Genomic DNA, 13,201 nt, shown 5'->3' with positions numbered 1-13,201 from the left:
CATCAATAAGCCCGTATTTTTTAAGTTTTGTTGATCGTTAACTATTAAGCCTATCACGGACTTGAGCAGCACCGGCTGTCTGAACGTGGGTACTATTAGGTACTACTATGAGCGAAAAAATTCAGAATGACAAGGCGACCGTCCGGTTGCCGATGCTCCTGGGCATCACGCTGGCAGCCGGTATGTTGATCGGCGCCACGTTTTTTGGTGGTGGAAAAAGCCTCAACAACATTGGACGTGGGTATTCCAAATTCAAGGAAGTTCTTCAACTGATTGAGAATAATTACGTTGACTCGGTCAACACGGACGATCTGGTGGATTACTCCATCTCCAAAATGCTGGAGAAACTGGACCCCCACACCACCTACATGAACCCGACCGACGCCGTGGCCGCCCGCACGCAACTGGAAGGCGGTTTTGACGGGATTGGCGTCGAATTCAATATTTACAAAGACACGGTTTATGTCGTAACGCCCATGGCCGGTGGGCCGTCCGAAACTGCCGGGATTCTGAGTGGCGATAAAATTATCAAGGTCGACGAGACCGACATGACCGGCAGCAAACTGGACAATGCCCTCGTTTTCAAAAAATTACGCGGCAAAAAGGGATCCTCCGTCAAATTGTTCGTGTTGCGCAAAGGCGAGAAAAAACCGCTGACCTTCACGGTGCAACGCGATCGCATTCCGACCTATTCCGTCGATGCGGCTTACATGATCGATAACAAAACCGGGTACATCAAAGTAAACCGGTTCTCGGAAACGACTTACGACGAGTTCAAGAAAGCCCTGGGAACCCTGAAGCAAAAAGGCATGAGCCAGATGGTGCTCGACCTGCGCAACAACCCCGGCGGCTATATGGACCGGGCCACGAGTCTGGCCGATGAGTTCATTTCCGGCGATAAACTGCTGGTGTATACCGATGGCAAGGATGATCGCTATGATCGCCAGACCAAAGCCCGCATTGCCGGTCAGTTTGAAGAAGGCCCGGTGATCGTGCTGATGGACGAAGGCAGCGCGTCGGCGTCGGAGATTGTGGCCGGTGCCTTGCAGGATCAGGACCGGGCGTTGATTGTCGGACGGCGGTCATTTGGCAAAGGGCTGGTGCAAATGCCGGTGATGCTGTCCGATGGTTCCGAGTTGCGGCTGACGATTTCCCGGTATTATACGCCAAGCGGACGGAGCATTCAGAAACCGTATGTAGCCGGACACGGCGAAGACTACGAGAAAGAACTGGAAGCCCGTTCGAAGAGCGGGGAATATTACATCGCCGACAGCATCAAGAACAACGCGAAATACAAATTTAAAACATCGGGTGGCCGGACGGTTTTCGGAGCCGGTGGCATCACGCCCGACGTGTTCGTACCCCGCGATACGCTGTTCATGACCAAGTACCTGATTCAGTTGTTCAACAAAAACATTGTGCGGGAACAGGCGATGGAATACGCCAACGATCACCGCAAACAACTGGAAAAAGACGGTTTTAACAGCTACAAGAAGAATTTTGTAATCACGGACGCCATGCTGAAACGCCTGACCGACGACGCCACGGCGCAGGGCATCAAGTTCAACGAAGCCGAATATAAGCGGTCGAAGAAATACATTCAGACGCAGTTGAAAGCCTACATCGCGCAGTATGCGTGGCGGCAGGGCCACCGCGATGGTCTCAACAACGAATTCTTCGAAATGCTGTCGGAAGGCGACGAGACGTATAAGAAAGCCCTGACGCTCTTCGATCAAGCCCGGTTATTGGAGAAAGGCGGGTATGCCGCCCAAAAGTAGAAAGGGAAAAAAGTAGAACGGAGATGCTCCGTTCTACTTCATCATTTTACTGAGTTTGCCCGACGACTGCATCTGATTCATTTTCTTCATCATCTTCCGCATTTCGTCAAATTGTTTTAGCAGGTTATTCACTTCCTGGATGGAGGTACCGCTGCCGTTGGCAATGCGTTTTTTGCGGTTTCCGTCAATGATATCCGGCCGCTCGCGTTCGATGGGCGTCATGGAGCCAATGATCGCTTCGATGGGTTTGAACGAATCGTTGTCGATGTCAACGTCCTTCATCATCTTGCCCATGCCGGGAATCATGCCGATAAGGTCTTTGATGTTCCCCATCTTTTTGATTTGCTGCAACTGCCCCCGGAAGTCGTTGAAATCGAACTTATTCTGACGCATTTTTGAGCTGATGCGCTTGGCTTCGTCTTCATCGAAAGCCTGCTGCGCCCGCTCAACGAGTGAAATCACGTCACCCATGCCCAGAATCCGGCTGGCCATCCGGTCGGGGTAGAAGATGTCAAGAGCTTCCATCTTCTCGCCCGTACTCATGAACTTGATCGGTTTCTGAACGACGCCCCGAATCGAGAGCGCGGCCCCACCGCGGGCGTCACCGTCGAGTTTGGTCAGCACCACGCCGTCGAAATTCAGCCGGTCGTTGAAGGTTTTGGCCGTATTGACCGCATCCTGCCCCGTCATCGAGTCGACAACAAACAGGGTTTCCGAGGGATTCAGGGCTTTTTTGAGGTTTTCCACCTCTTTCATCATCACCTCATCGACGGCCAGACGACCGGCGGTATCGACAATGACGACTTTCTTACCGGTTTTGCGGGCGTGCGCCAGGGCATTCTGCGCAATCTCGACGGCATTTTTGTTTTCCGGTTCGGCATATACCTCCACGCCCACCTGCTCGCCCAGCACTTTCAACTGGTCGATGGCCGCCGGGCGGTAAATGTCGCAGGCCGTTAACAGCACGTTGCGGCCCTGTTTTTTCAGGAATGCCGCCAGTTTGCCAGAGAACGTCGTTTTACCGGAACCCTGCAAACCCGCAATCAGGATGATGGCTGGATCGCCTTTGAGGTTGATGCCTTCGGCTTCGCCCCCCATCAGTTCGGTCAGTTCTTCCTGAACGATCTTGACGAACAGTTGCCCCGGCTCGACGGCGATCAGCACCTTGCGGTCGAGGGCTTTTTCTTTGACGCGGTCGGTAACCTCCTTGGCTACTTTATAGTTTACGTCGGCATCGGTCAGTGCCCGGCGCACTTCCTTAACGGTCGCGGCAACGTTGATTTCGGTAATCCGACCCTGTCCTTTTAAGGTCTTAAAAGCCTGATTAAGCTTATCCTGAAGATTTTCAAACATGATTCGATTCCTAAATTTATCTCTGATTCACTCTGATGTTCTCTGATCAACTCTGTGTAATAACATTTCAAACTGTTACACAGAGTTGATCAGAGAACATCAGAGTGAATCAGAGAATTGCAAAGTTAATGAATTTTAGGAGAGGTAGGAAATACCTGTTTGGTTGGTTAACTTTGACTTAAGCGCAATTTCATCGTCTAATGTGTATGGAAGTCGAAATCAAAAAACAGAACCCCTCCAAAGCCGAGCCGAAAAACCGGCTAACCGTGGCTGAATACCAAAATCTGGAGTTCGACGACAATGATACCCATCTGTACGAACTCATTGACGGAGAACTTGTGAGAAGATCTGCCCCTGCACCCAAACATCAACGCCTTTCGCGTAATATTTCGTTTGCTATTCACCAACACATCACCGAGAACAAGTTGGGAGAGGTCCTGTACTCCCCCATCGACGTCTTTTTTGACGATTACAACGTTCTGCAACCCGACGTTGTGTTTATTCCGAAAGAGAATGCATCCATCATTACCAATAATGGGATTGAAGGTATTCCGGCACTGGTAGTCGAAATCATTTCGCCTTCATCCATTGTTCGCGACCGGGTAATCAAAAAAGACCTTTACGAACGGTTTGGCGTTCCGGAATACTGGCTGGTCGATCCGGCCAATCAGGAAATAGAAATTTATGCACTGGAGGATGGCCGTTATAAAGTATTCAGCGCGGCTTCAGTGGTTGAAGGTGAATTGGTATCAAAAACGCTGGCTGGTTTTAGGGTGGATTTGAAACGGCTATTTGAATAAAGATGAATGGAACATTATTGGTAAACAAACAACTGGAAGAAGGAAAGAAACTACTCGAAAAGCTGGATGCTTCGGGGACTTCCATTCCGGTTGCTCTCTGGATTAATCTTCCGGATACCGAAAATTGGCGTTTATTGTTTGCTATGAAAGGTATTGATCGGGACGGATCAAGAATGGCCTACACTAAAATATACAAGGTCATCAAAGAAAATGAAATCGACCTTTCATTAGGCGATGTATCGGTGATTGATACGCATAATACGTTGTGCCGTCAATTGAAACACATGATCCATACTGAACCCGGAATCAGTAACATTCCATTTTTTGGCAACTACATCCACGGTCAGCGATTTCCTGATTCGGTGCTTTATCGGGTAAATTGATAGACCCTACCCTATGGCCCAAACCCCTGCGGTTTTCACAACAACAACCCGTGCCAGCCTTCCCGCAACTTATTGACTGCGCGGTGCAGCAGATTGCCGACGGACTGGTAGCTGAGCCCCATCACCTCCGCAATTTTGTCGTTCGGCAGGGCCGCAAAAAACTTCAGGTGAACGGCTTCCTGCTGGCGGTCGGTCAGGGTTTTCAGGAGCGTATCCAGGCGGCTGCGCTGGTAGGCCGATAATTCCGTTCGGATCAGTTCGTCTTCGAAGCTCTCCGAATGCAGAAAACCGTCGGCCATCCCGTCTTCAAAAGGCTCCGTTTGTCCCCTTCGGAGGGCATCTTTATACAGTTTCCGACGTAACGATTTGAACAGATACACCCGCACATACTCCGTCTGCGCAATGTTTCGGCGGTAGGCCCAGAGTTCCACAAACAAGTCCTGTATACAATCTTTCAACAGATCAGCGTCGCGGGTGAACTTCAAACCGTAGTGGTAAAGCGGGCGGTAGAAACGCCGGATCAGCTCTTCAAAAGCCACTTCGTCCCCCATCCGAACCTGATTCCACAGATCCGGGTCCGGTAGCGTTTCTTTCATACGGACGGAGAATTAAGCATACGAATAAATCAGTTCACGAAGATAACCCAAATGCCGTTCTTCTCAAAAAGTAGTAGTTTATCCGTAAAAATTTGCAGCGAGCCGCGAAATTTAGCCAGGATCGCCCCCAACCCCCTGAAGGGAGCTAAATCATCCGGACTTGAAAGCCCGGCACCGGCCGCCCGGCCTTCAGGGGGTTGGGGGCAATTCAGCAAAAAAGTTAACGTCCGTGGGTATACAAGTTCAAAACCGTTCTATCTCCCTAAACAAGACCGGAGAACTCACCCCGTTACATGCAGGCGTATCATTCCTACAAAGCCGAAGATTTTCTGACCGACGATTCCTTCATCGCCTGGGTTTACAACCGCGACGCAGCGGCTTCGGCTTTCTGGTCCGAATGGATGGCGCAACCGCAGCCGAACCGGGCGGAAGCCTTGCTGGCCAAAGACATTCTGGAAGCCCTGAACCGGCCGGAAACGGAGGTAACCGAAGCCACCCTCACGCACGAAACCGGGCAAATTCTTCGGCGCGTAAGCCAGCACTCGGAAACGCGCAGCCTGCCGGTTTTCCGGAGATTAGGATGGCTGGCGGCCGCAACCCTCCTTCTGTTGCTGGGTGCGGGCTGGCTGGTGTGGCGGACTCCCCAAAAGTCGCATCTGCTGACGAGTTTGTTGTCGGATGCCCGGCCCAACGACGGCGTGGTGGAGCAGGCCAATCGCACCAGCAAACCGGTGCGGGTCACCTTGCCGGATGGTAGCACGGTTCGGCTCCAGCCCAACAGCCGGATTCAGCACGTCGCCGGTTTTGGGCAAAAAGTTCGGGCGGTCGTGCTGACCGGGGAAGCGTTTTTCGACGTGGTTCCCAATCCGAAAGTGCCGTTTCTGGTCTACGCCCGCGATGTGGTGACGCGCGTCGTCGGAACCAGTTTCACGGTGAAAGCCTACGACGATCTGCCGCAGGTGACGGTGGCCGTGCGAACCGGGCGCGTAACGGTGTATTCGCGGAAAGAACTGGAGCAACAGCGCAACGTCGAAAAACCGGAAGTGACCGGCGTGGTGCTGACGCCCAATCAGCAGGTGGTTTTTAACGCGAAACAGGAAGTTTTTCGGAAGGAACTCGTGGAAAAGCCGGTTTTTATCGCCAAAAATGCCGCATCGGTTTCCTTCGAATTTGACGACGTTCCGCTTACCGAAGTGTTTCGGCGCATCGAGGAAACGTACGAAATCGACATTGTATACAACGAATCTCTCCTCCAAAAATGCAGTCTGACGGCGTCCCTGACCGGTTTGTCGCTGTATGAACAGCTTCGTTTGATCAGCAAATCGCTTCAGGGTTCCTACGAAGTAACCGATGGAAAAGTCCTCATTCTGGCAACCGGATGTGGCGAATAAACCTTAATCAATCCCAATGCGACACCTTTAGTAAACAAACCATGAAAAAACGACTACCAACCCGACCGTTTGGGTCTTACCTCCGTCGGATGACGTACCTGCTCCTGCTGATTTCGGTCAGCCATGCCGGTTTTTCGTTCAACCCGGATCAGGCCACGAAAGAATTGCTCAGCCAGCGCGTCAGTTTACAACTGAAAAACAAATCGCTGAAACAGGTTTTGGCCACGATTGAAAAGCAGGCACAGGTCAAATTTATTTACATCCCGCAAAACATCCGGGTCGACCGCGACCTTTCCGTGACCGCGACCAATGAACTGCTGTCCGGTGTGCTGGAACGCCTGTTTGCACCCCTCGGCATCACGTATGAAGTAACCGAAAACCGCATCATTCTGACCAGAGGCAAGACCAGCGATCTGCCAACTGCTGAACCCGCCACCGCAATCGCGGCCGTCGATCAGGCGGTTTCGGGGACGGTTTCCGACGACAAAGGCGAGGGACTTCCCGGCGTCAGCATCACCGTGAAAGGCACCACGCAGGGAACGACCACCGACGCGCAGGGGGCTTTCAAACTCAATGTGGCCGATGGCAATGCGGTACTGGTTTTCAGCTTCGTGGGCTATGCCAAACAGGAAATTACCGTAGGCACCCAGAGCGTGATTACGGTCCGACTCATGCCCGGCGACCAGACGTTGAACGAAGTGGTCGTGACGGCCCTGGGGATCAAACGTGAGAAAAAAGCACTGACCTATGCCGCCGGTGAAATCAAAGGCACCGATCTGGCGCAGGCCAATGTAACGAACCTGGGAACGGCGCTGTCCGGAAAAGTATCGGGGGTGCAGGTCACTTCGTCGGCGGGCGGGATGGCCGGTTCGTCGCGGATCGTGATTCGGGGCAACTCGTCGCTGTCGGGCAATTCGCAGCCTTTGTACGTAATCGACGGTGTTCCGATCGACAACTCCAACCGCCGGGCCATCAGCTCGTTTCAGTTGCAGGGCGGTCTGGACGGCGGTGACGGCATTTCCAACATCAACCCCAACGACATCGAATCCATGACCATCCTGAAAGGCCCCAACGGTGCGGCTTTATACGGTCAGTTGGGCGCCAACGGGGTGGTGATCATCACGACCAAATCGGGTCGGCGCAACCGGCGGCCTTCCATTCAGTACAGCGGCAGTTATTCGGTCGGCAACGCGCTCGTCAAACCGGATTACCAGAACGAATATGGTCAGGGCTACAACGGCCAGTTTACGTTTTACCGGCAGGCCAACGGCGTCGTTGTCCCTTTCAATGCAGCCTTAACGGGCGGTGTTCCCAAACTCAGCGCGGGCCGCAACCCGACGACGCGCGGAAGCTGGGGGCCTAAAATGCAGGGACAAACCATCGAAGACATGTGGGGGGATACGGTGAGTTATTCGCCCATTACCGACCCCTACTCCGCTTTCTTCCGACCGGAAAAACAAGCCATGAACACCGTGAGCGTCGATGGCGGGGGAGAGAAAGTGAACTACTATTTTTCGCTGACCAACCTGACCAACGACGGTTTTACGCCCACCAACAAGCTGAACCGCAACTCGGTGACGGTGAAACTGTCGGCGGACATTGCCAAAGGACTGAACCTGGACACGAAAGTCAATTACGTCAACCAGTTTGTGAATAACCGCCCGTATGTGGGTGACGACGGTCTGAACCCGGTTTACCGGTTTTTATACGTACCGCGCAGCCTGAACATGGACGGTTTGAAGCGGTATGAATACTCGGCCAAGGACATTCGCTATTCGCAGGACCTCGGCGGCAACGGTTATTTTGTCGGCGGTGAGAAAATCTTTGAAAGCAACTCCGTGACATCCAATCCGTTCTGGACCATCAACAACACGCACAACGAGGACACCCGTGACCGCATTATTGCCTACGCCAAGCTCAATTACGAGTTGATGAAGGGCGTCAACCTGCAGGTGCGCTACGGAACGGATTTGTATTACGAACGCCAGTATGGCTGGAAAGCCGTCGGAACGCGGATCTCGCAAACCGGTGATGTGTTTGAGAATGTGGAGTTTAGCAAAACCGAAAACGTGGATGCCTTGCTGATGATCAACAAAGAAGTCGGCGACTTTTCGATCAACGCCAACTTCGGGGCCAACCACCTGAGCAACAAATACCGGATTACGGGCAATACCGGCACGCAATTAAGCATTCCGGGCTTGTATGCCGTGGGTCGGACCGTGTTGAACACGCCCCGGCTGGGGGTTTCTGAGTCCATCATCAACTCGGTGTATGGACAGGCCAGCGTCGGTTTCCGCAATTACCTGTTCCTCGACGTCTCGGCGCGAAACGACTGGTCATCGACGCTTCCCATCACCAACAGCTCGTTTTTCTACCCATCCGTGGGATTAAGCTGGGCCGTTACCGACGCCATCCCGCTGAATATTCCGGCGCTGGATTACTTCAAACTGCGGGCTTCCTACGCGCAGGCCGGCCGTTCGGGCGATCCGTATTCGACCACCGGTTACTACGGTTTGAACGCCAACACGTTCCTGAACCAGCCGCTGGCAACCTACACCAGCACGATTGTGGACCCGAACCTGAAAAACGAACTGAAAACGTCGTACGAAGCCGGGGCCGAGTTACGGTTTTTCAAAAACCGCCTGAACCTGGATTTTACGTATTACCATTCCGTAACGAGCAACCAGATTCTGCCGATTGTCATCTCGCAATCAACGGGTTACAGCAGCAAGCTGACCAACGCCGGCCGGATTGAGAACCAAGGAATCGAGTTCCTGATTGGAGGAACACCCCTTAAATTGTCGAACGGTTTCACATGGGATGCGAGCTTCAACTTCTCCGCCAACCGCAACAAAGTGCTCGAACTGATCGACGGCGTGAACGAAATCGTCGTTGGTTCCGACCGCAACATCCGGGTCGTGGCTGCGCCGGGAGAACCGTATGGCCAGTTGAAAGCCGCTGATTATGCGTGGCTCAAAGACGCCAACGGCAACCGGTTGATCGACGACAAGGGCCTGCCCATCGTGCAGAGCATCGGAACCGTCGCCATCGGCAATGCTACGCCCAAATGGATCGGCGGTTTCACCAACAGCTTCTCCTACAAAGGGTTATCACTAAGCACTTTGATCGACATCCGGCAGGGTGGTCAGATTTTCTCGCAGGGACGCGTGCAGGAAGCCGCCTACGGAACGTCTAAACGGACGCTGGAAGGACGCGAAGGCGGTTTGATTGCCGCCGGTGTGAAAGCGCGCCGGGAAGGCAACCAGTGGATCAGCACGGGTCAGGCCAACGACATTCCGGTGACAGCGCAGGCCTACTGGAACCGCGTGGCTTCGGACAAGGGTTTTGCGGTCGCCGAAGAATTTCTGTATGACGCCAGCTACATTGCCATCCGCGAATTACGGCTTTCCTACCAGCTTCCGTCGGCTATTCTCAAAAACAACAAGGTGGTTCGGGGCGCATCGCTCGCTTTGTATGGCCGGAACCTGGGCTACATCGAGCGGCATACCGACGGTTTTTCACCGGAAAATTCATCCATCAACGTCAACTCCGGCACGATGGGCATGGAACAACACTCGCTCCCGCTGCTGCGAACCATTGGTGTAGACCTCAACCTGAACTTCTGATCGGAACCCAAACGGCATCATACTCATGAAACGATTTTCTAAAAAAATACGCCTTTCGGTACTGGGTTTGCTCCTTACGGCATCGGCCTGTACCAATAACTTCGAGGAAATCAACATCTCCCCGACCCAGCCCCGCAGCGTTCCGGCCGAATATCTGTATTCGCAGGCGCAACTCAGCGGTTTTCTGGCCGACGGCACCAACTGGTGGCAGGTGGGTTCGTGGGTGCAGCAGTGGGCCAGCGGCTCGTTGTCGGCCCCTTCGCAGTACCTCGAAGACCGCGATATCTACGAAACCAACAACTGGACCGCTCATTACGAACTGATCAAGAACCTGTCGCAGATTCGGAATCAACTCCTGAAAGGCGAGGAAGCCACGCCCAACGGACGAACAAAACTGGCCATTGCCAAGATTACGGAGATCTATTTCTGGCAGCGCATGACCGATTTCTGGGGCGATATTCCGTATACCCAAGCTGGTTTGCCCGACAATAACCTGATTCTGCTGCCGAAATATGACAAGCAGGAGGACATCTACAAATCCCTCATCACGGAGCTGGATGCGGCCGTGGGCCAACTGACGGCCACGGATGTGTCGTATGGCAACGCGGATTTTGTGTATAAGGGCGATGTGACCAAATGGCGGAAGTTTGCCAACTCGCTGAAACTCCGGATGGGTATGCGGCTTCGTTTTGCCGATGCCGCGCTGGCCCGCAAAACCGTTGAAGAAGCCCTGAAAGCGCCGTTGATCGAAAGCAATGCCGACAACGGGGCCATGCCAACGGTGACGCAGGACGGCAATCCGTTTGGCTACCACCCGACCATCGGCGGTTACAACAGCAGCAAAGAGCTGAACCAGTTGGCCGCTCCGTTCATCGACGTTCTGCTCGCTAAGAATGACCCGCGTCTGCCCCGCATCGCCGAGCCGACGGAGAACTCCAAGAAAGCCGGAAAACCGGTTTACCGGGGTCTGGGCGTTGCCCTGGGTGGCAGTGTCATCATCAACCGCGACGATTATTCGTACGGTACCATTGCGATTTACAACGACCGGAAAGCCACCTTCCCGTATGTTTTTCTGGCCTATTCCGACAACCTGTTTTTCAAGGCGGAAGCCGCTTTGCTGGGCTGGGGCGGACTGACGCCGGCGCAGGCTGAAGGCTTTTACCAGGCCGGTATCCGGGCCACGATGCAGATTCAGCCGTATGCCATCGCCGAAACCGCCATTACGGAATACATTGGCCGGGAAGGCAAACTGGCGGGCACCGAGGAACAGCAGTTGGAGCAGATCATGAACCAGAAGTGGATCAGCCTGTTCATGCGGCACTACGAAGCCTATGCCGAATGGCGACGCACAGGCTACCCCAAACTGAAACCCGGTCCGAATCCCGGCACGACCAACGGCCAGATTCCGCGCCGGGGCGTTTACTCCAGCACCGAGCGACTCCGGAATGCTACCAACTACAACGAGGCATCGTCGAGAATGGCCAACGGCGATACCTATCTAAGCAAAGTCTGGTGGGATAAGCGGTAATTTTTCTTTGAGAGTAAAGAGTAGAGACAAGAGAGTAGAGACCGGAAAATAAAGAGCCGACGTCTTTACTCTCTTGTCTCTACTCTTTACTCTCTCTCAAAAACCCTTTTTATCTTTGCGTTCAGGTTAACGGCTCCGGAATTTGAACGCGGTTTTTCACAGGAAACGATGGGTATGGCTGGTGTATCTCCTCATCGCGTTGACTGTGGTGCTGGTGACGAATGATACGCCGTTCCGCGAACGAATCCGGCTGCCGAGTTTCTACACCGATGTGCTGTTCGCCCTGGCCTACACCTTTGCCATGGGCTGGTACCTGAACCGGATTACGGAAAAACTGAATCAAAAATGCCCCTGGACCACCGACCGAACCGGGTCCGGTGGCAGGTGCTTTGGGGCATTGCAATTCCCTTGCTCGTTCTGGTCATTCTGGAGGTGGTTTACGTCCGGTTTTTCCTGCAACTGCGTCCGAATTTTAGCTCCATTTTTCTGGCCGAACTGCCCCTCTCCGCCACGTTTTTATTGCTGTTGAACATCCTGCATTCGCTGGTCTCGCTGCCCGCTCCCGCCCAGCCAGTCACGCTTCCGGTTTTTGAAAAACCGCAGATGGCAACATCGTTTCTGGTCAGCACGGGACACACCCAAAAACCGGTGTTGCTGGACGACATTGCCTACTTTATCATCCTCGACAAAGTGGTTTATCTGGTCAGCATCCGACAGGAAAAATTCGTAGTGTGGGAAACGCTGGACGAGGTCATGGAGAAGGTCGATGCCACCCGGTTTTTCAAGCTAAATCGCCAGGTCATCGCCCAGATCCGCAGCATCGAGTCCGTCGAACAGACGCCCACCCGGAAACTGCTCGTGACGCTCTGCCCGCCCATTCCGGAAGCAGTGTATGTCTCGAAAGACCGGGCCACGGTTTTTCTCACCTGGCTCGGAAAATAGCCGCCCGTTTCAGCGGCTGTTTTGCCGGTTTGGGCTGCATTAACGCTCAAAAACACCCACTGTGCGCCATCAGACCGGTATTTTTGCAGCGCAGTTCGGCCATCCCGTTCCGAACTGCCCGACTGTAAACAACACCTTTATTCGCACATGAAACAGCATCCGGCCTTCCTGAAGGCGCTTCTATGGGTTGGCTTTCTGGGAGCCACCAACCCGGTTTTAGCCCAGAAAACGAGCGGTTCGCTCCCCCTTCGCCTGAGTCTATTTTCCGAAAGCACGTCCATTCCGTTTGTCGATGGGCTGGTTACCAAACCGCTCCATCCCGGCGTGTCGATCGGGACCGAATGGGCGTTGAAACGACGGGCAAAATCCCGCCTGATTCAGGGACTAACCGCCGGGTATTACCACCACAAAGAAGTAGCGCAGGGTATTTTTCTGGGCACCGACTTCCGCTACGAACGGCAACTGCCGCTTTCACTGTATGCCTCCATCGGGCTCGGCATCGGCTACCTGCACACGTTCCGGACGCAGGACGAATTCCGGCTGGAAGACGGGCATTACGTCCTGAAAAAAGACCGGGGGACGCCCCACGCCCTGCTTTCCGTTCCGCTGGAAATCGGGTTCCGGCTTCGTTCCGGCAGCGCCCGGTCGCCCCGGTTTTTTATGCAGTATCAACCCTGGATCGAGTACCCGTTTTCTCCGGATTTCATTCCCCTCATGACGCACACCAATCTGGCTGTCGGGTATCAGTTTTTCCCTTTTCGTTAACCCCACTTCGTTATTCAATATTCAACATTCGATATTCTA

The 13,201-nt window shown here is 53.5% G+C and carries 10 protein-coding genes; 8 read left to right on the top strand and 2 right to left on the bottom strand.

Annotation, left to right across the window (positions count from 1 at the left end):
• The first annotated feature begins 107 nt into the window (after window positions 1-107).
• Window positions 108-1,778 (top strand): S41 family peptidase, encoded by a 1,671-nt coding sequence (locus ACO064_RS21860; RefSeq protein WP_421829348.1) that lies wholly within the window; start codon window positions 108-110, stop codon window positions 1,776-1,778.
• 33 nt (window positions 1,779-1,811) lie between these two features.
• On the opposite strand, the gene ffh is transcribed toward ACO064_RS21860, so the two are convergent.
• Complete coding sequence (gene ffh / locus ACO064_RS21855; RefSeq protein WP_114404068.1) at window positions 1,812-3,131, bottom strand: signal recognition particle protein; 1,320 nt, start codon at window positions 3,129-3,131, stop codon at window positions 1,812-1,814.
• A 206-nt stretch (window positions 3,132-3,337) separates the two neighbouring features.
• Between ffh and ACO064_RS21850 the strand changes: the two genes are divergently transcribed.
• Together ACO064_RS21850 and ACO064_RS21845 are read left to right on the top strand one after the other, a co-directional pair.
• The gene (locus tag ACO064_RS21850) at window positions 3,338-3,931 is read left to right on the top strand and encodes a Uma2 family endonuclease (protein ID WP_421829347.1); all 594 of its coding nucleotides are present in this window, start codon (window positions 3,338-3,340) and stop codon (window positions 3,929-3,931) included.
• A gap of 2 nt (window positions 3,932-3,933) precedes the next feature.
• On the top strand, window positions 3,934-4,314 hold the full coding sequence (locus ACO064_RS21845) for a hypothetical protein (protein WP_421829346.1): 381 nt from the start codon (window positions 3,934-3,936) through the stop codon (window positions 4,312-4,314).
• Window positions 4,315-4,349: 35 nt separating this feature from the next.
• Here the strand turns inward: ACO064_RS21845 and ACO064_RS21840 are convergent, their stop codons facing one another.
• On the bottom strand, window positions 4,350-4,910 hold the full coding sequence (locus ACO064_RS21840; RefSeq protein WP_421829345.1) for an RNA polymerase sigma factor: 561 nt from the start codon (window positions 4,908-4,910) through the stop codon (window positions 4,350-4,352).
• 293 nt (window positions 4,911-5,203) lie between these two features.
• Between ACO064_RS21840 and ACO064_RS21835 the strand changes: the two genes are divergently transcribed.
• From ACO064_RS21835 to ACO064_RS21815, 5 genes are all read left to right on the top strand, one after another.
• Window positions 5,204-6,301 (top strand): FecR family protein, encoded by a 1,098-nt coding sequence (locus tag ACO064_RS21835; protein ID WP_421829344.1) that lies wholly within the window; start codon window positions 5,204-5,206, stop codon window positions 6,299-6,301.
• Window positions 6,302-6,342: 41 nt separating this feature from the next.
• A complete protein-coding gene (locus tag ACO064_RS21830) occupies window positions 6,343-9,927 on the top strand; it encodes a SusC/RagA family TonB-linked outer membrane protein (protein WP_421829343.1) in 3,585 nt (1,194 codons plus the stop codon).
• Window positions 9,928-9,952: 25 nt separating this feature from the next.
• The gene (locus ACO064_RS21825; RefSeq protein ID WP_421829342.1) at window positions 9,953-11,455 is read left to right on the top strand and encodes a SusD/RagB family nutrient-binding outer membrane lipoprotein; all 1,503 of its coding nucleotides are present in this window, start codon (window positions 9,953-9,955) and stop codon (window positions 11,453-11,455) included.
• A 345-nt stretch (window positions 11,456-11,800) separates the two neighbouring features.
• A complete protein-coding gene (locus ACO064_RS21820) occupies window positions 11,801-12,397 on the top strand; it encodes a LytTR family transcriptional regulator DNA-binding domain-containing protein (protein WP_421829341.1) in 597 nt (198 codons plus the stop codon).
• Window positions 12,398-12,544: 147 nt separating this feature from the next.
• A complete protein-coding gene (locus ACO064_RS21815) occupies window positions 12,545-13,162 on the top strand; it encodes a hypothetical protein (protein WP_421829340.1) in 618 nt (205 codons plus the stop codon).
• The last annotated feature ends 39 nt before the right edge of the window (window positions 13,163-13,201 follow it).

The organism is Larkinella sp., assembly GCF_965227735.1.
Classification (GTDB): domain Bacteria; phylum Bacteroidota; class Bacteroidia; order Cytophagales; family Spirosomataceae; genus Larkinella.
This window is presented reverse-complemented; position numbering and strand designations above follow the sequence as displayed.